Below are 23,668 nucleotides of genomic sequence, written 5' to 3' on the forward strand. Positions count from 1 at the left end.
CGTGTTACCTCCCGCGCTCCCCAGACACCAGGCTCCCGAATGGGACGGTGCCGTGTGGATCGGTGACATCGACCTGGAGCAGGATCTTCCGGAGTTTCTCGCCCTCGACGACTCCGATGGTTACCGCCGTGCCCGACTGTTGATCCGACGCGGACTCGACCCGCTCGGCTTCGTCGAACTCGATGTCGTCGACGGCGCGATCGCGGCACACGACGTGCGGCGGGCTGCGATGTCGCTCGCGCAGGTTCCGATGCCCGACGCGCTGCCCGACCCCGATGGGACGCTGCCGCCGATCACCGTGGTGATCTGCACCCGCGACCGAGTCGAGCACCTGAAGGGCGCGCTCGCGTCGGTGTCCGCTCTGGACTACCCCGACTTCGAGGTGGTCGTCGTCGACAACGCGTCCCCGACCGATGCCACGCAGCAGTACGTTCGCGGGCTGGGCGACCCCCGCGTTCGCGTCGTGTTTGAGCCGACGGCGGGTCTGTCGAGGGCAAGGAACACGGGGTTGCGGGCGGCGCGACACGACATCGTCGCCTTCACCGACGACGACGTCGCCGTGGATGCGAGGTGGTTGCGGAGCATCGCGCGCGGTTTCGGGCGGGCCGATGGGGTGACGTGCGTGTCCGGCATCGTGCCCAGTGGCGAGATCAGAACTCAGGCGCAGGCGTACTTCGATCGCCGCGTCGGGTGGGCGAGTTCGGTGACTCCTCGGGTCTACGACCTGAAGAATCCGCCGGCCGACGTGCCGCTGTTTCCGTTCCAGGTCGGGATGTACGGGACCGGAGCCAATTTCGCCGTCGACCGCGGGCGGATGTTCGACCTGGGAGGATTCGACGAGGCGTTGGGAGTGGGATCTCCGACCAACGGCGGTGAGGACCTCGACATGTTCTTCCGAGTGCTGATGGCCGGCGACAAGCTGGTCTACGAGCCCGCCGCCATCGTGTGGCACCGTCATCGCGCCGATTCGGAGGCGTTGGCGGTACAGGCCCGCGGATACGGACTCGGACTCGGCGCGTGGCTGTACACGGTCGCCACCGACCGCAGATCGGCTGTGTTGGCCGCCACGGTGGCCGTCCGCCGACTCGGCAGCGCGATTCGGTTGTCCGCCAAGATGAGCAAGGTCGCCTCCCCTCCCGACGATCTCGCTGCCGACCTTCCCGACGGCATCGGCCGGATGGAACTGCTGTCCATCGCCAAAGGCCCCGCGGCCATCCGGCGCAGCAGGCGCGAAGGTCGCGAACGCACTCCTCTGGCGGGGGTGAACCGTGACCCAGTCCTCGACTGATTCCGGATACCGGTCCATCGCGGATCTGCGGCACAAGCTGTTCGTTCCGTCCGATTGGACCGTCGACTGGCCCGTCGGCACCACCGACTCCGCTGCAGGAACACGGCGGCGCGCAGGTAGCCGACTGCGCTACGCCGACATCAGCGTTCTCGCTGCGCTGTCCGGTCTGACCTCCATGATCGCGCTGCCGACACTGGTTCGCGTCGTGCTTCTGACGGTCCTGCTGTTCTTCGGACCTGGGGCCGCGATCCTGTCCTGGGTCCGTATTCCTCGCACCGCGGTTCCTGCCGCCCTGCCGATTCTGAGCATCTCGGTGGTGACCCTGATGGTGTCGGCGGCGATGTGGGGCTACCGCTGGTCGCCCCGGATGTGGACGTTGTGGCTGTGTCTGGCCCTGATCGGGTCGTCGCTGCTCTGGTACCGCAAGCACGGCCGTCCCGACCTGCCGGTGTGGATCTCGCGGGCACGTGAGGTCGTCGCTCCGTCGTCGCGAGCGTCCGCCCTCGCCCACGTGCGGTTCGTGCTGACCGATCGCGAGACGTTGCGACGCAACGTCGCCGGCCTGATTCTGGCGTTGGCGTTCTTCCTGTGGCTGCCGCTGTTGCCGGGTCTCGAGCGCGCGACGTACTCGCAGTTCGGGCTGTTGACCGCCGGAACCGGCCCCGGACTGGTGCTGTGCATGGTCCTGGTCATGGCGGCGTTCCTGATCGCGTTGCGGCGTCATCAGCTTCGCACCATGGTGGTCGCCATCGGCCTGGCCATCGTGGTGCAGCGATTCACCGTCACGCTCGTCACGTCCGCTCCGATCTACGACTGGACGTACAAGCACGTCGCCGTCACGGAGTTCGTTCTGGATCTGAACCGACTGGCACCGGGCGGCGTCGACATCTACAGCGAGTGGCCCAGCTTCTTCCTCGTCTCGGCCTGGTTCCAGCACGTCACCGGATACGACACGCTGTCCCTGGCGCACGTGTTCGCGCCGTTGATCCACGTGGTGCTCGCGGCGGCCGTCTACGGCCTCGCACGGGTCATGAAGTTCGACAAGCGCGCAGCGATCACGGCGGCGATGCTCGCCGAGGTCATCAACTGGGTTGGCCAGGACTACTACTCACCGCAGGCGTGGGCGCTACTGCTCGCCGTGGGCTTCCTGGCGCTGTTGATGTCCTCGACACTCACCAGGTCCGCGGCGTACGTGTCCATCGTTCCGTTCGCGGCACTGGTCCCCACGCACCAACTGACCCCGTACTGGCTGATGGCCGTCACCGGCGTGCTGCTGGTGACGCGACGAGCCAAGCCGTGGTGGTTGATGATTCCGCTCGGCATCATCTTGCTGGGATACCTGTATCCGCGACTGCCGATCGTGGCACCGTACGGACTCTTCCAGGGGTTCGATCCCGTGCAGAACGCCGCGAGCAACGTCGAGGCGGAGGGTGTGCTCGGCAAACAGATCACGTCTCTGGTCTGCCGCGCACTCTCCGGTGGGGTGTTCGTGCTGGCGTTCGCCTCGGCCGTCTACGCCTGGCGCACCAAGAAGACGTTCTGGGCTCCGATGGTGATGGCATTCGGCTCGATCATGCTCCTCGCCGGCCAGAGCTACGGCGGTGAGGCGATCTTCCGGGTGTACCTCTATGCGATTCCCGGTTGCGTGCTCCTGATCGTTCCCCTGTTCCTGGCACTGTTCGATCGGACGCCGTCCCAGGATCGCCCCTCCCGGGCCCGCAGGCTCACCGCCAGGACCTCGGTCGCGGTCGCCACTGCCGGGGCCATCGGCTCCGCTGTACTGGGCTTGCAGAGCTACTTCGGCCTGTGGCCGATCGTCCTCGAGAATCGCGAACAGATCGACGACGCCCGAGCGGTGGCCGCGCAGTCGCCGAACGGAACCGCGATCACGATGCTGTACTCCTCGGGCTACCCGGCCCGGTCGACGTCGGACTACGGACGACTGACCGCGGCCAACGAATACTGGGACGTCCCGCTCTACGCGCTCGGCCCCGAGTACATGGAGGGCTTCCCGACGCCCGAGAAGCTCGGCCAGATCGACTACAACGCGTCGATCAGCGACACACCTACCTACATGGTGCTGACTCGTCAGTCGCTCGAGGCGATGCAGTACTACGGTTTCGTCGCCGACGATGCGGTCGCCCGTTTCCGGCAGTGGCTCGCCACCAATTCGGCGTGGTCGGTGCGGTATCAGGACGCCGACACGATCGTCTATCAGTACCGATCTCGTTGATTCGGTTCACAAACTATGACGTGAATCTCCAAACAATCTTCCAGTTGGTTTGTTTGCAGCTTGACAAACCAGCAGCTTCTTTTAAGCTTGCTTTCAGTCAAAGGAAACAGGTTCTTACGCTTCAGAACGAACGTCAAGGCACTGTCTGTGGATGCGGCGGGGGTCGATTCACGGAGCTCGGAGACATCTGCCCATCGCACTCGACCCATGTGGAATGGATATGTTGAATCGTCAGAATCCCCGCGTCAGTGTCGTCATCCCGACGCTCAACGAGGCCGCGAACCTTCGTCACGTCCTCCCCCTGCTCTCTCACGATTACGAGCTCGTGCTGGTCGACGGTGGATCCGTCGACGGCACCATCGACGCGGCACGCGAGATTCGCGGTGACATTCGCATCATCAAGCAGACCCGCAAGGGCAAGGGCAACGCGCTCGCATGCGGCTTCGAGGCCGCTACCGGCGACATCATCGTCATGTTCGACGCCGACGGTTCCGCCGATGCCGCCGAGATCCCGCGCTTCGTCGACGCCCTGATCGCCGGTGCCGACTTCGCCAAGGGCAGCCGGTTCTGCGAGGGTGGCGGGAGCCACGACATCACTCCGCTGCGCCGCGCAGGCAACGGTGGCCTGCACCTCGTGGCCAACACGCTCTTCGGAACTCGCTTCTCGGATCTCTGCTACGGCTACAACGCTTTCTGGCGCGATCTGGTGCCGGTCCTCGACCTGCCCGTCGTCGATCAGCCGGGTGCCGAGGGCATGATGCTCTGGGGCGACGGTTTCGAGATCGAGACCATCATCAACTGCCGCTTCGCCGAGGCGTCCGTGCGCATCGAGGAAGTGCCGAGCGTCGAACTGGCCCGCATCTACGGCCAGAGCAATCTGCGCACGTTCTCGGACGGCTTCCGGGTGTTGCGCACCCTGATGACCGAACGCATGCGTGCCCGCAGGATCAAGCGCAGGTCCATCGTGCGTCCGTTGCGTGAGTCGATCGACGCCCGTACCGACATGGACCTCGAGTTCGAGGCTCTGGAGTCGTACAACGAGGTTCTCGAACTCCGCGAGAAGACGGCGTGAGTCTGCCGACTTCCTCGGTAGTCATCTGCGCGTACACGTTGGCTCGATGGTCCGAACTCCGGACCGCCGTGACGGCCGTCCTCGACCAGGACGTGCCTGCCGACGAACTGATCGTCGTCATCGATCACAATGCGCAACTGGCCGAACGCGCACGCGACGAGTTCTCGCCGCTGCACCGGAGCGTGAACGTGGTGGAGAACAACCACCCTCGCGGCCTCTCCGGAGCGCGCAACACCTCGCTCGATATCGCGACCGGTGAGATCGTCGTCTTTCTGGACGACGACGCCTCACCGCGCACCACAGAGTGGCTCGGAGCCATTCTGTCCCATTACTCGGACGATGCCGTGTACGCCGTTGGGGGCTCTGCATACCCGGTATGGCCGGACAAGCGTCCGGCCTTCTTACCGGCCGAGGTAGTGGGTGAACCCGGCGAACTCGATTGGGTCGTCGGGTGCACCTACCGCGGGCAGCCGACGGAAACCGCTCAGGTCCGCAATCTCATGGGCGCGAACATGTCGTTCCGCCGTGAGCCCGTCGTCGCACTCGGCGGATTCGTCTCCGGCATCGGCCGGATCGGACGTGTCCCCCTCGGCTGCGAGGAGACGGAGTTGTGCATCCGTCTGCGCCAGACGCATCCGGACGCCCAGATCGTGTTCGATCCTTCCATCGTCGTCGATCACACGGTCAGTGCCGACCGCACTCGTCCGCGCTACCTCATCACGCGCAGCTACGCCGAGGGCGTGTCCAAGGCCGCCATCGCCCGGTTGATCGGGGCCGAGGACGCACTGTCCTCGGAGCGGGCGTACACCGCCAAGATTCTGCCTCGTGCGGTCGGCCGGGAGACCAGCGCCGCTGCGCGCGGCAACCCGGCACGCGCATGGGGTGCGATGGCCGTGGTGGCAAGCGTCGGTGCAGCCGGAATCGGCTATGCCCGAGGCAAACTGAGCACGAGCCGCTAGCAGCACGTGCACAGAACTTCGTAGCCCACTACGAATTTCTGCTCACGACCTCGGTGCCACCGAGGCCCGCTCCACCGAGTTGAGCGCGCGCACATGTCCGCGCGGTGCACTCGCGCCACGACCGACGAGGGTCAGGGTACGAGGTTCGTTCGGTGCCAGGTGGAACCACGAGTCCGACGCCTCGAAACCGTCGATGTCGACGCAGACGTACTGCGCCGGCCAGTCGGCTCGGACGGTCAGTTCCCAGTTCCCCGAGATCGTTTCGACGACACTGGCGACCAATCCCACCGTGTTCTGCCGACTCTGCGCGCCGACGAGCGCGGTGGTTCGCGCAACCTCCACACCATTGTCGTCCGAGAACACGACCGTGACGGCGGAGTAGGTTCGACTGCCGAAGCGGTAGGCATGGTTGGCGTCGGTGAAGGTACCGACGATCGAATCCACGGTCAGTGTGACGGATCCGTTCGCCGGGGCGTGCACCGCACGTTCGTACTCGTGGCTGCCGCGGGAGGCGTGCAACACCACTCGGATACTGCCCGAGCGTGCCGGCCCGTCGTTGACCAGTTCCACCGAATAGCCGTCGAGTCCGTTGTCGGACAACAGCAATGCCACCGGGGCGCTTGCCCGCGCCAATGCGTAGAAGGGAGCCTTGGGCACACCGGCGGTGTCGACGATGCCCCAGCCTGCGCCGGGGACGGTGTCTCGTAGCGTCAGCACGAGGGCTCCGGCGCACCCAGAGGATGCTCGACGCCAATGGCCGAACGCTTCGGTGAAGGCTTCGACGATCGCCGCTCTGCCGTAATCGAGGTACAGCTCTGCGTCGTCCCGCCGGATCAGGTGCGGGTCGACGCCGAAGATCGTGCGTACGTAGTGATCTCGCACGTCCTCGAAATCCCAGGACGAGCCGCGGTCACGGGGGACGGCGGCCTTCCAGTCCGGGTGGTGACCGGCGACGGCCGCGGACCCGAAGAATTTCTCCACCTGCGCCCGCTCCGGGGGGACTGCGAAGGCCAGGCATTCTGCCGCGAAACGCACGCCGGCAGTGCGGATATCGGACAGTGGCCGGAGGTATCCGCCCACGCCGAAGTAGTGCGCGATGCCGTCGCCCACGTGTGTGTGCAGTTCTCCGCTCACGCTGGACGGGCTCGATGTCACGTACGCGACTCCGGGTAGTCGATCGGCGAGAAAATCGGGAACGACGCTGTCCAGCATCGTCATTCGCTGATCATCGGCCGCGAGTCCCACCATCGTGGGTTGCTGCTGGGTCTCGCTTCCGCCACTGACGACCATCAGGGCAGGGTTGGCCGAGACGATGTCGGCGAACGCGTCGAGCTCGCGGGTGACCGCTGCGGTGTAAGCGTCGTCGGTGGGCGGGTCGATGGTGCCGAACATGACGTCCTGCCACACCATGATGCCCAGTTCCGCACACAGGGACCAGAATTCGGGCTGCTCGTACACCAGGGTGCCGACGATGCGCACCATGTTCAGGCCCGCCGACCGGAGCTGCTCGAGTGCCGCCCGCAGTTCGGGCTCCGGCGACCACAACCGCACCGGGTCAAGCGGGGTCCAGGTTCCTCCGCGACAGAAGACGTTCTCACCGTTGACCGTCAGGACCGCGCCGCCGGCCGTGCGGTCCAGGTCGACCGTACGAAACCCGACGACGCCCATGGGATGCACGACGCCGTCCACCTCGAGCGCGACGCGATAGGTCCGCGGTCGGCCGTGAGTGTGGGGCCACCAGAGTTCGACATCGGGTAGCGTCACCGACCGGTCGATGTGCTCGACGGTTCCGAGTTCGACCGTGTGAACTCCGGACACGGTGTCGTCGATCATGATTCGAGCCGCCCCTGGAGCATCGAGCTCGGCGCGCAGTGTGACGATGCCGTCCGTACCCGATACCGCCGTCGACAGGGCGACACGACGAACGTCGGGGATCACCGACATCGACACCGGGCGCCACGGTCCGACCGGTACCGGAAGGGGCCCGTACACGGGTGCGCGTCCGAGCATCGTCGTCCGCTCGTGCCTCAGCCCTTGCGCGGCGATCATCGACGATCGCCAGCGACCGCGTGCGCGTCGAGACTTCAGATGCGCACTCAGCGATTCGATGTGGACGGCGATGGCGACGGTGTCACCGCAGTCCGTCAGATCGAGAGTCTCGGGAACGAACATCGACGTCACGGTTCGGTGGTGGACGCCGTCGATCCAGATCTGGGCACGGGTTGCGATGCCACCGAATCTCGTTCGCACCCGGCGATGGTCACCGGTGGGGACATCGGCGACGAACCACCAGTCGTGATCGTCCGGATTCACTGCCAGTGAGCTTCCGAGCGCGGTGGCAACCGTGCCCGGCACCACCGCGTCGATCCAGTCGAGATCGTCTCGTAGGTCGCGGGGGTCGAGAACGGAACCGGCGTCGGTTCGGGCCAGACGCCACCGAACGCCGTCGAGCAGATCGATCACGTGCCCAATGCACCCGCAACGATGTCCATGGCCGCCATCCAGTTCTTGCTCATCTCGATCAGCGGCTCGTCGAGCACCACGTCCCGGCCACGTGCTGCGCGTGCCATCCGGAACTGAACGGCCTTGGCACCGGAGGCGGCGGCGAGAAAGTGCGGAGCGGCAACGGCGGCGCCCGCCACGCCTCGGCCTTCGAGGTAGTGCACATAGTTCGCGGCGAGTTCTGCCGTTGCGCCGAACTGCCGGAGCAGGCCGAACGACCACAGATGGAAGGCGTCGGGGCCGGCGGTCTGCACGAGCGGGATGTCGGCGATGATACGACGGGCGAGCGCATCGACCGGGTTACCCGGAGCGCGGCGCACCAGGTGTGCGCGAGCGACATCGAGGTCACGGTCACCGAAACCGGCGTCGAGAACCGCGGCGTCCACTTTGATCTGCTCGACGTACGGCAGCAGCACCTCGGCGTGCGGTTCCGGAGCGAGATTGAAGATGCCGTCGAAATCGGCCCCGGTGAGCTCGAAGTAGCCCCGATTGTGGAAGTACCCCATCACCTTGGCGTCGCGATCGATGAGGTTCGGCACGATGGTGGTCTTGGTGTGCTGATTGCGGTAGCTGGTCCCTGCGGTGTCGGGCAGCCAGAAGCCGTCGACCTCGACGGTGACGTGGATGCCGTCTTCCAGGCCTTCGACGACGTGCTCGAGCACCGGGCGCCACACGTTCATCTCGGCGACACCGATGCCGTACAGGGTGCGTAGGTCCTCGGGCGCGATCTTCACGAAGTCCCACTGTCGCCCGTCGCATCCGGCGCTCAGCACGAAAGCGAGAGCGGGGGTCGGATCGGCACAGAACGAATGCAGAACTTCGATCCACAGGTCGACGTAACAGTTGGTTTCGGTCCAGATGCGGTCGTGATTGTGTATCGGGTGCGGTCGGTAACTGATGGGGTCGAGTTCCAGGACTCGAAGGCTGGTCCCGAGCCTGTCCAGCACTGCATCGTTCGACATGAAGCCTCTCCTACCGGATCGAATGTCGGACGGTCCCCGAGCCGCATTTGTCCGTATTGCCTGTATCCAGGCCCCTAATTCTAACGAATCGGTTTGTTCTTCGCACTCGATCGGACGGTAGGATTGTTTTTGCCCGGACGAACTACCTGCGCGGCCACCACCTCGACAGCAGTGATTCCTGACCCCGATACCGGGGGCAATCACAGAGCGAGCAGTCGGTTCCGCGCCGGTAATGCTGGTGCGCAGCTTGTTCGTGATGGCACTTACACAATGGCTCTGAGCTGGGCACATGCCGAGTGTAGACAACACCTGACACATCCACGCCCAACTCGGGTTCGCATGAGGAGGCACACGCGCGATGCGCCGTTTTGCAACCAGCGCCGCGCTGGTCATCGGCTGGGCTCTGCTCGCAGCCGTAGTCGGAATGTTCCTCGTTCGCCAGATAGGTGTGACGGAGATCACTTTCGTTGCCTTCGTCGTCGGCGCTCCGTATCTCGGTATCGCTTCGATCGTCGCCGTGCTGTTGTTCGCCGCGGCGCGCTCGCGTATCGGATCGGCCGTCGCAGTACTGGTGACCATCGCGGTGGTCGGGGTTCAGGTGCCGATGTTCCTCGCGGACGGCCCGGACAACACCGGACCGGAACTGTCGGTCCTGACGATCAACGTGGCGCACGGTGACGCCGACGCCGCGTCCATCGTCGACGCGGTGCGCAGCAACGATGTCGACATTCTCGCTGTCCAGGAACTGACCCCGGAAGAGGTCACCGATCTACAGGCCGCGGGCATCGACGACCTTCTGCCGTTCTCCTTCACCGCTGCGCTCCCGGTCGCCGATGGCACCGGACTGTGGAGCCGCACCCCGCTGACCGACGGCACCCGCCTCGACAACTTCGGATTCGTACCGGTGCAGGCGAGAACCACCGTCGACGGGCAGGAGCTGACCGTCGTGTCCTTCCACGCCATGTCTCCTGCCACACCGCGCCACACCACCGAGTGGGATGCCGACCTGGCCCGGATGCGGTCGATCATGGACACCTACCAGGGCACTGTGCTGGTCGCCGGCGATTTCAACGCCACCAACGACCACCGGCAGTTCCGCACGCTGGCATCGTCCCCGTTCTCCGACGCGGCAGACGGGGCGGGTGCCGGCCTGTTCCGCACGTTCCCGTCGGAGCGTCCGCTCGCGCGCCTGGACCATGTGGTGACGAGTGAGAACGTCCGCGCCCGGTCGGTCGAGCCGTTGGCGATCCCGGACAGCGATCACCTGGCCGTTCTCGCGGAGTTGCAGCTGCCCTGAACTGGGCGGCCGCCGGCACCGGCTAGAAGCGGGGCAACTCGATCACCGGTGCGGGCGGAAGCTGGATCTGCGGCAACTGGATCTGCGGCAGGCCGGGGATCAGCGGAGCCGGGGCCGGCGCTGGAGCAGGCGCGGCGGGCGGCACGTATTCCGGCTCGGAGTACGTCCGAGCCGGAGCCTGAGCTGCCTCGGTGGTCGGCGGCACGGTGGTGGTGGGTGCTGCGGTGGTGGGCGGCACGGTGGTCCTCGGCGTCGTGGGCTCCGCAGTGGCGGGTGCGGTCGTCTCGGTCGGTGCACTCGTCGGCTCCGTGGAGCTGCCGCCGTACCCCAGGGACAACCCCAGTGCGGCGACTGCGACGAGACCGCCTGCGACCAGTACTGCGCCGCGCACCTTGCGCTTCGAGTCGGCGGGCTTGTCGGCTCCGGGCTCCGGGCTCAACCAGTCCGGAGCCCCGGTCAACGATGCGGGATCGGACGGAGACTGCCGAACGCCCGGCTGCGGGCCCGGTCGGCGCGGTGCGTCGGCCACCGGAGTCGCGAGCAGCGCCGCGCCGCGTGCGGCCACCGATTCCGGGTTCGCCGGGGTTACGACGGGGAGGCCGATCCACGCCGTGAGAATCGATTCGACCAGCGGGATGCGTGCTCCACCGCCGATGAGGAACAGCGCGTCGACGTGCTTGGGTGACCGACTGATCACGTCACGGACCAACCGTGCCGAGTACTCGATCGGAACGGTCACCAGAGACTCGAACGACTCGCGCGAGATCAGGATCACGCCGCCGTCACCGGGCAGGCAGACCGCGCCGCTGGTCGAGAGCTGCTCCTTGGCCACTCGGCATCGCGCGGTGAACTCGCTCAGTTCCTGGTTGTCGGCGATGTCGACGCCCTGCTTGGCGAGCTGGTTGTCCGAGATGAGCCGATCGAAATCGTCGCCGCTGATGTCGATGGTGCGCTCGGCGAGCAGGACCTGCCCGGTGCCGCGGTCGATGACACTGATCGTCAGTCCGGAGCTGCCGAGATCGTAGAGAGCGATGGTGCCGAAGTGTCCCAGTTCGCCCGACGCCTCGAGGTACTGCAACGCTGCTCGCGCCTCGGGAACCAGTCGGTAGTTGTAGAGCCGCTGACTCGCCATCGCCTGCTGGATCTCGCCGAACTGCTGCTGGTCTCGATACGCGACGCCCGTCGCTTGCACCGGTCCGCCGTCGCCCGGCTGCGAGAGCACGACGCCGATCGATTCGGCGGCCAATTCCTCCGCGCGGTCCCAGTAGGCGTCGACGGTGTCGTGGTGGAAGTCGAGCCGACCCGAATCCTGAGGGCGCGCGTCGGGACGAGCCATGCGCACGGCACTGGCTCCCACCGACACGCCGAGAACTTCGGTCATTACCCGCCTTCGGTCGACTTCCCCGTGAACACACGCCGAGACTCGATGTCACGAACGAGTCTCGATCCCCCTGCCAATGGCTCACTGTAGCGCGTCCCGCAGTGCACAGTGCAGCACCCGACCACAGCACTACAGTTGCGGGCATGCGCGTTCTGTTCGTCTGCACCGGGAACATCTGCCGATCGCCCACAGCCGAGCGACTTGCGGCTGCTTTCGCGCGCGAGGGCGGGTTCGAGCTGACCGCGAGCAGCGCCGGAACGCAGGGTTTGACCGGACATGCCATGGACCCGACGGCTGCGACGGTGGTGACGCAGCTCGGCGGCGACCCGGACGGTTTCGTCGCCCGACGCCTCACGCCTGCGATCGCTGCCGACGCCGACCTCGTTCTGACGATGACGGCGGCACACCGAGACGCCGTTCTCGCCCTTGCACCGCGACAGATGCGTCGCACCTTCACGCTGCTCGAGGCGGCCGGTCTCGCTGCCGCGTCGGGCGCGAGCACCGTCGCCACCCTGGCCGACGCACGGGCGGTGCACCGTGTCGACACACTCGACATCGGCGACCCGTATCGGCGTGATCACTCGGTGTACGAGCAGGCCGGGGAGTTGATCGCGGAGACGCTGCCTCATGTTCTGCGGTTGGCGACCCAGTGACCGTCCACCTCTCACCACTCCGCTCGCTGAGGTAACGTTCTCGCATCATTGCCGACCATCCGGGTCCGGCCACGGCGTTAGGGTCTGTGCATGCGCGACAAGGTCATCGCGTCGGCAGCAGTGGCGAGCGCCGGCGTGGCCGTCGCAGTGGGTTTGACCATCGGCGCTCTCGGTGGTGCGTTCGACGACTCGAGCGAGACCGTTCGTCCGCCGGCTCTGAAGTCGGACAGCCTGAGTTCGGTCGAGACGACACCGACCTCGACGATCGTCATCGTCCCGCCGTCGCCCACATGGCAGGTCGCGGTACCCACCACCGCTCGCCCCACGACGACGACTCCGGATCGGCCCGAGACCACGACGCGTAGTCCGCGCCGAACCCCGTCCTCGGACCGCACGACGACCACCACCTCGACGGAGGATTCGGACGACGAGAGCAGCACCACGGAACCCGAGTCGGACGCCGGGCCCTAGGCGCCGGCCTGGTGTCATCAGCCGGGCTTCGTCAACGCCGTGTTGTCACCGATTCGCAACGCGGCCACCAGTTCTCGGTAGAGCGAGTCGGTGTTCATGAGCTCGGAGTGCGTGCCTCTGGCGCGGACAACTCCGTCCTCCATCACGAGGATCGTGTCGGCGTCGAGCACGGTGGACAACCTGTGCGCGATGGTCACGACGGCCGAGTCGGTCGCGATCGATCGGATCACCTCGTGGATCGCCGCCTCGGTGCGGCCGTCGACCTGGGCGGTTGCCTCGTCGAGCAGAAGAATTTCCGGACGCCGAACGATGGCCCTGGCCAACGCAATTCGTTGACGCTGTCCACCGGAGACGGTCGATCCGATCAGGTCGGTGTCCAGCCCTTCGTCCAACGCACGGATCGCCGAGTCCAGATGCACCGATTCGAGCGCCGCCCAGATGTCGGCCTCGCTGGCCTCGGGATGGCTGAACAGCAGGTTCTCTCGAATCGAGCCGGGAAGAACCGGCGTCTCCTGTTCCACGTAGGACAACCGGGCTCGTACCTCGTCGATGGTCAGCTCGTCGTACGGGGTTCCGCCGAGCCTGATCTCGCCGGCCTCGGGCGTCAGGAAGCGCAGGATCAACGAGAAGACGCTGGTCTTGCCCGCCCCCGACGGTCCGACGATCGCGGTGTGTCCACGCGCGGGCACCTCGAGGTCCATCCCGCGCACGGCCGGCTCCCTACCCGGTGCGTATCGTGCTGTGACGCTGCGGAATTCGAGGGCCGGAGCGGGCGCACGGGTCTTCTCCGACCGGTTCGAAGCCGTCTCCCCTTTCTCGGTGACCAGGTCGTCGATCTGGCGAATACGGGCCGCCGCAGCCATACCGGCCTGCAGTGCGGTGATGTTCGTGGCCAGTGTGGACACCGGGCCCATCACCTGGAATGCGTACAGCAGAAACGCGATCAGGCTGGACACGGCCAGCGCTCCGGTACTGACGCGATAGCCGCCGAGGCCGAGGATTCCAATGATCGCCAACTGCACTCCGCCTCCGGCGAACGTCCATGCCAACGCGGAGATCTTGACCGCCCTGACGCTGTGCTGCGCGGAGATTCGCGCCTCGGAGATGACTCGCTCCGATTCGCGGGCCTCGGCCCTGCTGGACTTGACGGTCCGAATCGCCCGCAGCGTGCCGTCGAGAATTCCGCCGAGGCGGCCCACTGCCTCCTGGGATTGCCGCTGTGCGACGGCGATCGGAGGCATCAGGCGAGCGAACAGCACCGCGATCGCAATGATGGCCACGGCGATCGCGCCGAGCAGCACCAGATCCAGCACGGCCATGAGAATCAGTGCGCCGACGAGGCCGACCACACTGTTGACTATTGCCACCAACGCATTCGAGGTGGCCTCGCGTAGCAGAACGGTGTCGGAGGTGACCCGGGTGACGAGTTCTCCGGTGGGCCGGGTGCCCAGACTTCCGACGGTGGCACCGAAGTACTTGCGCACGATGGATTTACGGGCGTCCAGGACCACGCGTTCGGCCAGGACCCCCAGCACGATCCATTGCAGATACAGAACCAGTGAGCCCACCACCAGCAGACCGACCAGGATCAGCACTGGCATTATCAGAGACGAGTCGGTGCCGAGACCGTCGAGCACTCCTTTGGCGACCATCGGCGTCGCCAGGGCTGCTCCGGTGCCGATCAGACCGAGTGTCAGGCCGAGCGAGAGAGTCCGGCGGTGCGGGCGAACGAACTGCCACAGCACGCGCAGATTCGGGACCGTGATCTTCTTCTTCTCTGCCGTAGCGATCTGCACGTCGACCATGGCACCAGTGTGCCGGATCGGGCGGTGGGGTCTAGGTCGCGTTCCAGATCATGTGCACGGTCGTACCGTCCTGGTCCGAGGTGACGGCGGCGCTGTCGGCCAGCGCCCGCATCAGCGGCACACCACGCCCGCGGTTGGGATCGGAGTTGTGCGATGCCCAGTCCCCGCGATCGGTCACCCGCACTTCTATCCGACCCTCCGCGGCACATGTGACTCGAATGTCGAGTGTCCCGCGATCGGTGTGGTCTCGATACGCGTGCTCGACGCTGTTCGCTATCGCCTCGTACGTGGCCAGCACCACGTCGTACGCACGATCGGGGTCGACGCCCGCATTGCCCAACCAGTCACCGAGCTCACGACGAAGCTCCGACGCTCGATCCGCATCGGCAGGTTCACCGGTGAACAGCAGTTCTTCCATTCGCGCACCTGCCGTCGAGATCGAGCTGTCGGTACGTGAGTCGTCACCTCCGAAGAGAGTCGCCATCATGAATCCCGTCTACCCAAAAGTTCAGGATCTACCCGCATGAATTGCAACGAATGCTTCGTCGACCGTTGCATAGATTCCGAACACCTCGTCCAAACCGACGAGAGTGAGAGGCCGTCCGGTCGCCGGACCGTCCGCGACCACTGCAAACCCGGCCTCGCCGCCGAGCTGCTGATGCGTCGACGCCAGCAGGGACATGCCCGCGGAGGCGAGAAATCCCACATCACTGAGATCGATCACCACAGCCGTCGGCGATTTCTCGAGCACGAGAGCGACCGACTCGGACAGATCGGGAGCAGTCACCAGATCCAGTTCACCGGACACCGCCAGAACGACGTCCTGGTCACGCCATTCCACGATCACATCGAAGTGCTGGGGCCCGAGGCCCATGTCGTCCGCAGTCACACGAAGACTTTACCTCGCCTCCCCCTGGCGGACTTTCTCCCGATCGGCCGACCGACCCGACTCCCGTTAGGCTCGCTTCGGTGATCGAGGGACTGCACAGCGCGAACCGTCGCGAATCTCGTCGTCGTTCGGCCGGCGAATACGTCGCGGTCACGGTCGGCGGCGCGTTCGGTGCGGCGTTGCGGTACGAGGTCTGGACGTGGCGGGCATCGCCGAGGTGGCTGCTGGTGAGCACGTTCGGTGTGAACGTGTTCGGATGCCTCGTCGTCGGTGCGGCGTTGGGGTATCTGTGGGGCCGACCGGCTCCGGTTGCCCGTGCAACAGTGTTCGGGCTGGCGTGCGGGTTCACCACGTTCGGTCTGTACGCATTCCACGCCGTCACGCATCGTGGTGCATGGAATTCGGTTGTCTATCTGCTGGCCACACCGGTGGTGGCGCTCGTCGCGATGGCATTCGGCGCGGCGATCACGAGGCCGAGGACGGGCAGCGCTCGATGACGACGATGCTCCTGGTGGCCGCCGGAGGCGGACTCGCTGCGCTCGGGCAGTTCGTGTTCTCGCACGCGATCAGGTCTCGGCGACGGTTGTCCGCACTGAATCTGGTGGCGTGCGCGACCTTGGGACTGGTGTTCGCGCTCGATCCACCGGACCGGTTTCGTTCGCTCGTTGGCGTCGGATTTCTGGCCTCGGTGGCTCCGATGGCCACCGTGGTGCTGGCCACGCTTCGGCTCACTCGGGATCAGCAGTATCGCAGCGCTGCAACGTTCTTCGCGGCCAATGTGGTGGGCGGTATCGCCGCGGTGATGTTCGGGTTCCTGGCGTGGAAGTCCGGGATCACGCTCTATCACAAGATCGTCTGACTCGGATCCGTCAGTCGCTCGTCGAGTCCTCGCACGACCCCTGCAATCCGGCCTTGACGAATCCGGCGATCTGATAGAGGTAGGTGAATTCCCATTCGACGAGGGAGAAGTCGTAGGAGCGTGGCGTCGGACGCATGGTGACGGTGCCGTCGAAGCATCGATCGAAGATGTAGCGGGCGCGCGGTAGGTGATATCGCCAGGTGACGACGATGACGTGGTTCCACCCGCGTTCGCGGGCGAGTTCCTGGGTGAACATGGCCTCTCCGCGCGTGGTCGACGGCACCGGCGGGATACACAGCACCTCGAACTTCTGTGACGATGTGGCACACGCCTTCTTCATCGTCGAGTCACCGGATCCGTAGGGGTCGGAGAGCACAACCGTCTTCGCCAGACCCTGTTCGGCGAGCGAGATTCCGTAGGCCTCGCGGCCGTCGTGTTCACCGCCCAGTACGACGATCGCGTCGGCCGTGGTCAGCGGATCGACGCGAGCCTTGGTGAACGTGACGTATCCGCCGACACCGATCGCGGACACCAGGACAACAGGGATCGCGAAGGCGAGAAACAGCAGCAGGCGTCCGCGGAACACCTCCCCAGGTTAGGGAAGGCGCTCCGCGGGCGCGCGGTCAGCGACTCACATCACTCACTCGGCTGCGGAACCGTGACGTTGCAGTCGGTCACCTCGGGGTTGATACCGAAGTAGTTGAGCGGGCCTGCGACGACGGTCAGGGCGATGGTGCCTGCGCCCGCGCAGTTCTCCGGTGCGCTCTCGAAATCTCCACGCTGGTACGACGCGAATGCGCCGATGATCAACCAGACGAGAACGATCAGTGTTACGAACCTCATGGTGCCCCCTTAGGCGGTCAGCCGCCGTTCGGCTGTCGGGAGCCAGGTATGTCCGATTGTCGCAGTCTTCAAACTGTGCCTAGTCGTTCTGCCTGGCCAACGTCTGCGACAGGTAGTCGCTCAGTGCCTGTTCCTGGACGCGATCGAGGGCGCGGGCGAGTTCTGCCTGTGCCGATTTCATCGCCAGTGCGCGCATCTTCTCGAACATCTCGGTCGTCTCGGCCACCTCCCCCGATTTGGGGAGCCAGCCGGGACCGTGTTGGTTGATCAAGTGGTCGGTCACGCTGCCCACCATCGACTCGGCGATGGCGTTCATCTTCGAGGCGGTTCGTTCGTGTTGGTCGAGCAGTTGTTCCAGGGTGAAGCCGTACTGGCTCAGATCGACGAACACCTCGAGGAGGGTGGGGTCGAGAATCTCGCATTGGTCCCCGTCGATTCTGATCAGTTTCGCTTCGATCAGTCGGGCAACGATGTCGTCGTTGTCCTCGCCGAGAAATTGCGCGATCAGTTCGACGGGAATGATCGTGGTCTCGGCCGACGACCACTTGCGAGTCACGATTTCCTGCAGGCCCAGTATCTCTTCCAGGTCCTTGCCCTGCTCCCAGCCCGAGAGGAAATCCGCGATGTGCGCCGAGGTGAAACCCCGCTGGAGCAGCGAGTCGATCACTTTCAGTCGCGTCAGGTGATCGTCGTTGTAGATGCCGACTCGTCCTCGGAGCGTGGGCGGCGGCAGCAGACCGCGTTCCTGGTACGCCCGCACGTTGCGAGTGGTCGTCTTGGCCTCTCGGGCCAAGTCGTCGATTCGATACTCCACCGAGCTCCCTACCTCCGCCGCGCGTCGACCCACAGGATATACGTCGACAACGCGGCGGAAGGAGGATCGCAGTCCGAACGTCAGCACGTCGACGGGCTTGCTCCGGAGCAATTCACGACCGGACGACGGCCCGTGCCGGTTCGAGCGGCACGTCGACGCGGCGCGGAACGATGGTGAAGTCGTCCTGCTCGACGTGGCGGAGTTGATCGACGTACTGGGTGGCGAAGCCGGGGAACATGGTGGCGTTGAAGCCGTCCTCGGTGAGATACCAACTGCTGCAACCGGAATTCCAGGTCGTCTTGGCGAGTTTGCGCTGCATGTCCTCGTTGTACGCATCCTGGACGTCCTGGCGTACATCGGCGCTGTGCAGATTTCCCTCGAGCACGAGAGAGATCGCCTCGACGAGGTAATCGATCTGCGCCTCCATGTACACCAGCGCCGAACTGTGCCCCGGGCCGGAGTTGGGACCGAACGTGAAGTACATGTTCGGATAGCCCGATACCGCAATACTCTTGTACGCCTTGGCCCCTGCGCTCCACTCGTCGGCCAGCACCCGACCGTCGCGTCCGGTGATCGGTATGGGAGTCCCGGTATTCGAGACGTCGAATCCGGTGGCGAACACGATCGCGTCGAATTGGTGCTCGATTCCTTCCACGGTCCGAATTCCCTTGGGCGAGAGCGTCGCGATCGGCCAGGTCACCAGCGTGCAGTTCGGCTTCTGCAGCGCCGGGTAGTAGTCGCTGGTCATCAGCAGTCGCTTGCAGCCGGCCCGGAAGCGAGGTGTCAGCTGCCGCCTCAGCCAGGGATCGCGAACCTGACGGCGCAGATGGGCTCGCCCGACCGTTTCGACGATGCGTGTCAACGGGGTCTTCCACACGACACCGAGTGCGACGGATTCGTGACCCCAGAACCACAGCGACCGGGCCAGGGTCTGGGCCTGCGGGAACCGCGCGTACAGACGCTGCGTGCTGTTCCGCGTTCTCCGATTGACTCGGGGCAGCGTCCACCCGGGGGTGCGCTGGAACACCTTGACCGTATCGGCGATCTTCACCAGTTCGGGAACGATCTGCACGGCGCTCGCTCCGGTTCCGACGACGGCGATCTTCTTACCCGCGAAGTCGTAGTCGTGATCCCACCGAGCACTGTGAATCTTGCGCCCCTCGTAGGTGTCGATTCCGCGGATGTTCGGCAGGCTGGCGTTGGCGAGCGGCCCCGACGCCATGACCACGGTGCGTGCCCGAACATCGGCATGCCCGTCGATGCTCAGGTGCCAGTGCCCGGACGCCTCGTTCCAGATGATGTCGACGACGTTGTGCCCGAATCGAATACGCGACTCGATGTCGAACTCGTCGACCATCGTGTGGATGTAGTCGAGAATCTCGCTACTACCGGAGTAGGTGTGCGACCAGTTCGGATTGGGCGCAAAACTGTACGAGTACAACCGGGACGGGATGTCGCACGCCGCGCCCGGATAGGTGTTGTCGCGCCAGGTTCCGCCGACGGCGCTGCCGCGTTCGAGGATGACGAAGTTCTCGATACCTCTGCTGCGCAGTCGGATGGCGGAGCCGATTCCGGCGAAACCTGCACCGACGATCACCGCGTCGAGTACGGCTTCGCGCACGTCGAACTCGCTCATGCGACGGGCTCGTACGTCAGTTCCTTGGCCCAGGTCGGCTCGGAATTGAGTGTCCTGCTCGGGTATCGGCGAGTGAGCTTCACCAGCCCGTCCGCCAGGACGTGGTACGGGTGCTTGCGGTTGATCACGATGCTGCCGTGCCACTGCACGATGCGATACATCGGTACCCGCAAGGCCACCGGGCTGCGTTCCCCGACACTCTTGAATCGCTTCATCGCGGTGTACAGCCGCTCCTCGTCGACGCCCATCTCGACGATGTTGTCGCGCATCTTGTTCAGCAGCGGGATGTACCGCAGGGTGCCGACGATGAGGGCGGGGTTCATCCACGCCCCGACGGTGTCGACCAAGATCTTGCGCATCCGCGAATGACCGAGCAGTTCGATGACCGCGAAATCGACTGCCAGGTGGCGTGATTCGTCGGAGTTGATCTTCTTGAAGACCGCCTGACAGACCGGATCCTCGATCTCGTCCATGATGAATTTCACCAGCGCGCCGTCCAGCGCCACCTCGAGCATCGGTATGACGGTGCCCAGCACAGCCAGCGACAGTCCGTCGGAATGCTTGTCGAGCCAGTCGATCACGAGCTTGACGTTGATGTTGGGCTCGGGCATCTCGTCGCCGTCGAGCATGCCCCAACGACGCATGAGAGCGAGCTCGGCGTTGGCGTGCTTCTGCTCCTCGGCGTGGAAGTAGCGATAGATCTCCGCCAGCGTCTCGTTCGGAGCCTTGAGCGCCATCGCCGCGAAACCACGAGCGCCCACGTTCTCGATCCACATCAGATCCGACATGAAGGGCTTGAGTTTGGCGTGCAGCTCGGGACCGATGGTCTCGGCGCCGGGGCCGTCCCAGTCGATGTCCGCCAAGGCCCACTGACGGTCCTTGATCTTGGTCAACATGTCTTCGAAATCCATTGCCATGTCAGGCTCCTGTGGTCGTCGAGGTGAAAGATTCGTTCTTCGCCTGCTGCTGCTCGGCGGGCATCACACGATTGAGCAACCCGAGAAAACGCACGTAGACCGCGGGCAGCAGTCTCTTGAATCGCCAGACTGCCTTGGCGTCGAACTGGGGCACGACGTAGAGCCGACCCCGGTCGAAGGCGTCGAGGGTTCGGGCAGCGATCTTGTCGGGAGACCGTCCGGTCCAGCGCATCGCGAACTCGGCCAGCCGCGACGAGCCGGCGGTGATTCGGCCGTCGACGGCCACGTTGGTCTTGACGAACGTCGGGCACAGAACCGACACCCGTACACCGGTACCCGACAGCTCCGCCGCCATCGTTTCCGACAGGCTCATCACTGCGGCCTTGCCGACGTTGTACGGACCCATCAGCGGCGCAGCGGCAAAGCCTGCCGCGGACGCGACGTTGATGATTCCGCCCTCACCGGCGGCACGCAGTCCAGGGGTGAACACCTCGCAGCCGTGGATCACACCCCAGAGGTTGATTCCCAGAGCCCAGTTCCAGTCCTCGAAACCGATGCTGCCGACCGGCTTTCCGCCGATTCCGACGCCTGCGTTGTTGATGACCACCGTGGTGGGCCCGTCGAATTCGATGCCGGCCCGCAGCGCCAGCTCCTCGACGTTCTCGCGAATCGACACATCGCATTCGACGGCGTATCCGGTGCCGCCGAGAGCGTTCACCATCGCGACGGTCTCCTGCGCTCGCGGCAGCGAGATGTCGGCGCACATGACGGCTCCTCCGCGACGAGCCAGTTCGAGCGCGAACGCACGGCCGATGCCGCTGCCCGCGCCGGTCACCACCGCTCTCGACCCGTACGAGGGTCTTCCGGCCTTGGTCCTCATCTGCTCACCTGTTCCTTCGAATCATGTTGTCCGACTTGACTGTCGAGTGCCCTGGTGACGAACTGGGCTGCACGCTCGAGCGCATGTTCGGCCTCGGGTATCAGCCGTGGGAGGGCCTGGAACACGTGCATCTGATCGGGCCAGATTTCGAGTTCGCTGCTGCCTCCTGCCTGGTCGATCATCGAGTGCAGATGCCGCGCATCGCCCCGCAGCATCTCGGCTCCGCCCACTTGGATCAGCGTCGGTGGCAGCTCTCGCACACGGCCGAGATCGAGCCGTAGTCGGGGGAGGCTCGCGTCGTGGCCGTCCGTGTAGAGCGAGACCAGTCCTCGCGCCGCCTTCGCCGAGATCATCGGGTCCTTCCGTAAGCGCTCCATCCGGGCCGAGAGCTCGAAATCGAGATCGATCAGCGGCGAGAACAGCACCATCGCTCCCGGTTGCGGCGTGCCGGTCCGGTCGTTCTCGATCAGCAGGTCTGCGGCCAGGTGTCCACCGGCCGAGTCCCCGGCGATGACGATGTTCGCAGCGTCGTACCCCTGACTCAGCAGCCAGCGGTACGCGGCTTCGAGGTCGTCGGCCGCCGCGGGAAACGGGTGTTCCGGGGCGAGCCGATAGTCCACCGTGAACACCGGCAGGCCGGTGGACCTGGACAGCCTCGCGGTCAGGCCACGATGCGTCCGCGCCGAGCAGATGACGTAGGCACTGCCGTGGATGTAGAGGATCACTCGCTGCCCTGGCGTTCGGCCGGGCGCTCGCACCCATTCGCCGCGCACCGAGCCGTCGGCCACCAGGTCCACCGTCGTTCCCTTCGGCACAGGACCGAACAGGTTCATCGAGGTGGCGACGAGGCGTCGAGAGAACTCGATGCCGCCGCGGGAGGTCGGGAGCAGGTTCGTCACCGGGCGCAGAAGCAGCCGAGTCGTCACGGCAGCGAGACGTGTTCGCCTGCAGCCTGATCGCGATACGCCGTGCGGCAGATGATCGTCGTCGATGATCGAGGTCACGTGATCACTGTCACCCTCTATTCGCCATTTGTCAATGGCCTATTAATTGGTGGTGAAGTGTGGAACAGTGACGGCCGACACCATGTACGCAAGGAGAGCGAGCACACGTGACGATTTTCGAGAGCTCACCATCGGCGGATCTCGATACCTCTGCCATCGGTCCCGAGGACAGGATCTTCGAGGTGGAGATCGCCGAGGTGACCTACGAAATCGACGATGCGATCTCTCTCGGTTTCAGGGTGCCCGAGGACCACGAAGACCGGTTTCGGTACGAGCCGGGTCAATTTCTCACCCTCGAGATTCCGTGCACCGACGGCGGTTCGGTGGCCCGCTGCTACTCCTTCTCGAGCTCCCCCGTCCGTGACCCGCTCCCCACCGTGACAGTGAAGCGCATCCAGGGCGGAGTGGCGTCACACTGGTTGCACGACAACGCCGTTCGCGGGATGCGACTGAGAGCGCTGAAACCGTCGGGTATGTTCGGACCCGAGAGCTGGGACGTGGATTTCGTCCTCATGGCCGCAGGCAGCGGGATCACCCCGATCATGTCGATCGTCAAGACCGCCCTGTTCGAGCACGACAATCGGATCACCCTCGTCTACGCCAACCAGAACCGTGACTCGGTGATCTTCGGGGAGCAGCTGACCGAACTACGGTCTCGCTTTCCCGATCGTCTCGACATTCACCATTGGTACACCTCGGATTCGGGGCTACCCACCGCTGTCGGACTGGCGTCGATGGACGCGACAGTTCCCGACGAATGCGAGGCGTTCCTGTGCGGGCCTGCGCAGTACATGAACGTCGCCGAGGAATGGCTCACCCTTACCGGCACGACCGCGCACAGAACCCATCGAGAGGTGTTCTCCTCCTTCGAGTCCAATCCGTTTCGGACCGCCGACACCGAGTTGCCCCACCGAACCGATGCGAACTCCGTCACCGCTCGGGTCGAGATCGACGGAATGGACACCGAGTTCACCTGGAATGCGGACACGAAGCTGCTCGACCGCCTCCTCGAACTCGGTCTCGATCCGCCGTACGTGTGCCGCGAAGGAACCTGCGGCGGGTGTGCCTACACGCTCACCGAGGGCACCGTGACCATGCTCGCGAACGAGACTCTCGACGAGTACGAACTCCAGCACGGCGTCCGATTGGCGTGCCAGTCCGTGCCCGATTCGACGACGGTTCGCGCGGTGTTCGACCGCTGAT

Annotated in this window: 23 protein-coding genes; 10 read left to right on the forward strand and 13 right to left on the reverse strand. The window is 65.2% G+C overall.

Annotated elements, in window-relative coordinates:
* Nucleotide 1: 1 nt before the first annotated feature.
* The 4 genes from NY08_RS13740 to NY08_RS13755 all read left to right on the forward strand — a co-directional run bounded on the left by NY08_RS13740 (nucleotide 2) and on the right by NY08_RS13755 (nucleotide 5,552).
* Nucleotides 2-1,288, forward strand: a complete 1,287-nt coding sequence (locus NY08_RS13740) for a glycosyltransferase family 2 protein (protein ID WP_235386898.1) — start codon at nucleotides 2-4, stop codon at nucleotides 1,286-1,288.
* Nucleotides 1,269-3,521, forward strand: a complete 2,253-nt coding sequence (locus NY08_RS13745; protein WP_052683805.1) for a hypothetical protein — start codon at nucleotides 1,269-1,271, stop codon at nucleotides 3,519-3,521. Before NY08_RS13740 ends, NY08_RS13745 begins: the two co-directional genes overlap by 20 nt.
* A 214-nt stretch (nucleotides 3,522-3,735) precedes the next feature.
* Nucleotides 3,736-4,593, forward strand: coding sequence for a glycosyltransferase family 2 protein (locus tag NY08_RS13750; RefSeq protein WP_082073801.1), 858 nt, complete (start codon nucleotides 3,736-3,738; stop codon nucleotides 4,591-4,593).
* Entirely contained in the window at nucleotides 4,590-5,552 is a 963-nt protein-coding gene (locus NY08_RS13755) for a glycosyltransferase family 2 protein (RefSeq protein ID WP_045196901.1), read from the forward strand. Before NY08_RS13750 ends, NY08_RS13755 begins: the two co-directional genes overlap by 4 nt.
* A 42-nt stretch (nucleotides 5,553-5,594) precedes the next feature.
* Here the strand turns inward: NY08_RS13755 and NY08_RS13760 are convergent, their stop codons facing one another.
* Both NY08_RS13760 and NY08_RS13765 read right to left on the reverse strand, forming a co-directional pair.
* The gene (locus NY08_RS13760) at nucleotides 5,595-8,015 is read right to left on the reverse strand and encodes a glycoside hydrolase family 2 protein (protein WP_045196902.1); all 2,421 of its coding nucleotides are present in this window, start codon (nucleotides 8,013-8,015) and stop codon (nucleotides 5,595-5,597) included.
* Complete coding sequence (locus tag NY08_RS13765) at nucleotides 8,012-9,016, reverse strand: DUF1839 family protein (RefSeq protein ID WP_045196904.1); 1,005 nt, start codon at nucleotides 9,014-9,016, stop codon at nucleotides 8,012-8,014. Before NY08_RS13765 ends, NY08_RS13760 begins: the two co-directional genes overlap by 4 nt.
* Nucleotides 9,017-9,374: 358 nt before the next feature.
* Between NY08_RS13765 and NY08_RS13770 the strand changes: the two genes are divergently transcribed.
* A complete protein-coding gene (locus NY08_RS13770; RefSeq protein ID WP_045196906.1) occupies nucleotides 9,375-10,313 on the forward strand; it encodes an endonuclease/exonuclease/phosphatase family protein in 939 nt (312 codons plus the stop codon).
* Between the two features lie 22 nt (nucleotides 10,314-10,335).
* Here the strand turns inward: NY08_RS13770 and NY08_RS13775 are convergent, their stop codons facing one another.
* Nucleotides 10,336-11,694 (reverse strand): Hsp70 family protein, encoded by a 1,359-nt coding sequence (locus tag NY08_RS13775; protein ID WP_045196908.1) that lies wholly within the window; start codon nucleotides 11,692-11,694, stop codon nucleotides 10,336-10,338.
* 143 nt (nucleotides 11,695-11,837) lie between these two features.
* Between NY08_RS13775 and NY08_RS13780 the strand changes: the two genes are divergently transcribed.
* Both NY08_RS13780 and NY08_RS13785 read left to right on the forward strand, forming a co-directional pair.
* Entirely contained in the window at nucleotides 11,838-12,347 is a 510-nt protein-coding gene (locus tag NY08_RS13780; protein WP_045196910.1) for an arsenate reductase/protein-tyrosine-phosphatase family protein, read from the forward strand.
* A 90-nt stretch (nucleotides 12,348-12,437) separates the two neighbouring features.
* Nucleotides 12,438-12,818, forward strand: coding sequence for a hypothetical protein (locus NY08_RS13785; protein WP_032396102.1), 381 nt, complete (start codon nucleotides 12,438-12,440; stop codon nucleotides 12,816-12,818).
* Between the two features lie 17 nt (nucleotides 12,819-12,835).
* On the opposite strand, the gene NY08_RS13790 is transcribed toward NY08_RS13785, so the two are convergent.
* From NY08_RS13790 to NY08_RS13800, 3 genes are read right to left on the reverse strand one after another with little or no spacing between them, the layout of a single operon-like run.
* The gene (locus NY08_RS13790; RefSeq protein ID WP_045196912.1) at nucleotides 12,836-14,623 is read right to left on the reverse strand and encodes an ABC transporter ATP-binding protein; all 1,788 of its coding nucleotides are present in this window, start codon (nucleotides 14,621-14,623) and stop codon (nucleotides 12,836-12,838) included.
* A 31-nt stretch (nucleotides 14,624-14,654) separates the two neighbouring features.
* A complete protein-coding gene (locus NY08_RS13795; protein WP_052683806.1) occupies nucleotides 14,655-15,110 on the reverse strand; it encodes an ATP-binding protein in 456 nt (151 codons plus the stop codon).
* Nucleotides 15,111-15,131: 21 nt separating this feature from the next.
* Nucleotides 15,132-15,512 (reverse strand): STAS domain-containing protein, encoded by a 381-nt coding sequence (locus NY08_RS13800; RefSeq protein WP_371828371.1) that lies wholly within the window; start codon nucleotides 15,510-15,512, stop codon nucleotides 15,132-15,134.
* Nucleotides 15,513-15,592: 80 nt separating this feature from the next.
* Here NY08_RS13800 and NY08_RS13805 point away from each other — a divergent pair, with 80 nt between their 5' ends.
* Both NY08_RS13805 and NY08_RS13810 read left to right on the forward strand, forming a co-directional pair.
* Nucleotides 15,593-16,009, forward strand: coding sequence for a fluoride efflux transporter FluC (locus NY08_RS13805; protein WP_045196914.1), 417 nt, complete (start codon nucleotides 15,593-15,595; stop codon nucleotides 16,007-16,009).
* On the forward strand, nucleotides 16,006-16,371 hold the full coding sequence (locus NY08_RS13810; protein WP_045196916.1) for a CrcB family protein: 366 nt from the start codon (nucleotides 16,006-16,008) through the stop codon (nucleotides 16,369-16,371). The genes NY08_RS13805 and NY08_RS13810 overlap by 4 nt, the downstream gene beginning before the upstream one ends.
* A gap of 10 nt (nucleotides 16,372-16,381) precedes the next feature.
* On the opposite strand, the gene NY08_RS13815 is transcribed toward NY08_RS13810, so the two are convergent.
* The 7 genes from NY08_RS13815 to NY08_RS13845 form a co-directional block, all read right to left on the reverse strand.
* Nucleotides 16,382-16,957: a YdcF family protein gene (locus tag NY08_RS13815; protein WP_045196918.1), complete on the reverse strand. Its 576-nt coding sequence runs from the start codon at nucleotides 16,955-16,957 to the stop codon at nucleotides 16,382-16,384.
* A 50-nt stretch (nucleotides 16,958-17,007) separates the two neighbouring features.
* A complete protein-coding gene (locus tag NY08_RS13820; protein WP_032396107.1) occupies nucleotides 17,008-17,214 on the reverse strand; it encodes a hypothetical protein in 207 nt (68 codons plus the stop codon).
* Nucleotides 17,215-17,293: 79 nt separating this feature from the next.
* The gene (locus tag NY08_RS13825; protein ID WP_045200403.1) at nucleotides 17,294-18,028 is read right to left on the reverse strand and encodes a MerR family transcriptional regulator; all 735 of its coding nucleotides are present in this window, start codon (nucleotides 18,026-18,028) and stop codon (nucleotides 17,294-17,296) included.
* 112 nt (nucleotides 18,029-18,140) lie between these two features.
* Nucleotides 18,141-19,664: a flavin-containing monooxygenase gene (locus tag NY08_RS13830; protein ID WP_045196921.1), complete on the reverse strand. Its 1,524-nt coding sequence runs from the start codon at nucleotides 19,662-19,664 to the stop codon at nucleotides 18,141-18,143.
* A complete protein-coding gene (locus tag NY08_RS13835) occupies nucleotides 19,661-20,581 on the reverse strand; it encodes a hypothetical protein (RefSeq protein WP_032396109.1) in 921 nt (306 codons plus the stop codon). The genes NY08_RS13830 and NY08_RS13835 overlap by 4 nt, the downstream gene beginning before the upstream one ends.
* A 1-nt stretch (nucleotide 20,582) precedes the next feature.
* Nucleotides 20,583-21,461 carry an SDR family NAD(P)-dependent oxidoreductase gene (locus NY08_RS13840; protein WP_045196922.1) on the reverse strand — a complete coding sequence of 293 codons (879 nt, stop codon included), beginning with the start codon at nucleotides 21,459-21,461 and terminating at the stop codon, nucleotides 20,583-20,585.
* Nucleotides 21,458-22,465 carry an alpha/beta hydrolase gene (locus tag NY08_RS13845; RefSeq protein WP_327205141.1) on the reverse strand — a complete coding sequence of 336 codons (1,008 nt, stop codon included), beginning with the start codon at nucleotides 22,463-22,465 and terminating at the stop codon, nucleotides 21,458-21,460. Before NY08_RS13845 ends, NY08_RS13840 begins: the two co-directional genes overlap by 4 nt.
* A 107-nt stretch (nucleotides 22,466-22,572) precedes the next feature.
* Between NY08_RS13845 and NY08_RS13850 the strand changes: the two genes are divergently transcribed.
* Entirely contained in the window at nucleotides 22,573-23,667 is a 1,095-nt protein-coding gene (locus NY08_RS13850) for a ferredoxin--NADP reductase (protein WP_052683807.1), read from the forward strand.
* The last annotated feature ends 1 nt before the right edge of the window (nucleotide 23,668 follow it).

The sequence above is a fragment of the Rhodococcus sp. B7740 genome, from assembly GCF_000954115.1.
GTDB lineage: Bacteria > Actinomycetota > Actinomycetes > Mycobacteriales > Mycobacteriaceae > Rhodococcoides.

What these genes read in the sequence shown, in the direction of transcription:
- NY08_RS13775 (WP_045196908.1), bottom strand. Translation starts at nt 11,694, where the DNA reads ATGACCGAAGTTCTCGGCGTGTCGGTGGGAGCCAGTGCCGTGCGCATG.
- NY08_RS13790 (WP_045196912.1), bottom strand. Translation starts at nt 14,623, where the DNA reads ATGGTCGACGTGCAGATCGCTACGGCAGAGAAGAAGAAGATCACGGTC.
- NY08_RS13780 (WP_045196910.1), top strand. Translation starts at nt 11,838, where the DNA reads ATGCGCGTTCTGTTCGTCTGCACCGGGAACATCTGCCGATCGCCCACA.
- NY08_RS13830 (WP_045196921.1), bottom strand. Translation starts at nt 19,664, where the DNA reads ATGAGCGAGTTCGACGTGCGCGAAGCCGTACTCGACGCGGTGATCGTC.
- NY08_RS13770 (WP_045196906.1), top strand. Translation starts at nt 9,375, where the DNA reads ATGCGCCGTTTTGCAACCAGCGCCGCGCTGGTCATCGGCTGGGCTCTG.
- NY08_RS13750 (WP_082073801.1), top strand. Translation starts at nt 3,736, where the DNA reads ATGGATATGTTGAATCGTCAGAATCCCCGCGTCAGTGTCGTCATCCCG.
- NY08_RS13820 (WP_032396107.1), bottom strand. Translation starts at nt 17,214, where the DNA reads ATGAGGTTCGTAACACTGATCGTTCTCGTCTGGTTGATCATCGGCGCA.
- NY08_RS13810 (WP_045196916.1), top strand. Translation starts at nt 16,006, where the DNA reads ATGACGACGATGCTCCTGGTGGCCGCCGGAGGCGGACTCGCTGCGCTC.
- NY08_RS13840 (WP_045196922.1), bottom strand. Translation starts at nt 21,461, where the DNA reads ATGAGGACCAAGGCCGGAAGACCCTCGTACGGGTCGAGAGCGGTGGTG.
- NY08_RS13765 (WP_045196904.1), bottom strand. Translation starts at nt 9,016, where the DNA reads ATGTCGAACGATGCAGTGCTGGACAGGCTCGGGACCAGCCTTCGAGTC.
- NY08_RS13835 (WP_032396109.1), bottom strand. Translation starts at nt 20,581, where the DNA reads ATGGCAATGGATTTCGAAGACATGTTGACCAAGATCAAGGACCGTCAG.
- NY08_RS13785 (WP_032396102.1), top strand. Translation starts at nt 12,438, where the DNA reads ATGCGCGACAAGGTCATCGCGTCGGCAGCAGTGGCGAGCGCCGGCGTG.
- NY08_RS13795 (WP_052683806.1), bottom strand. Translation starts at nt 15,110, where the DNA reads ATGATGGCGACTCTCTTCGGAGGTGACGACTCACGTACCGACAGCTCG.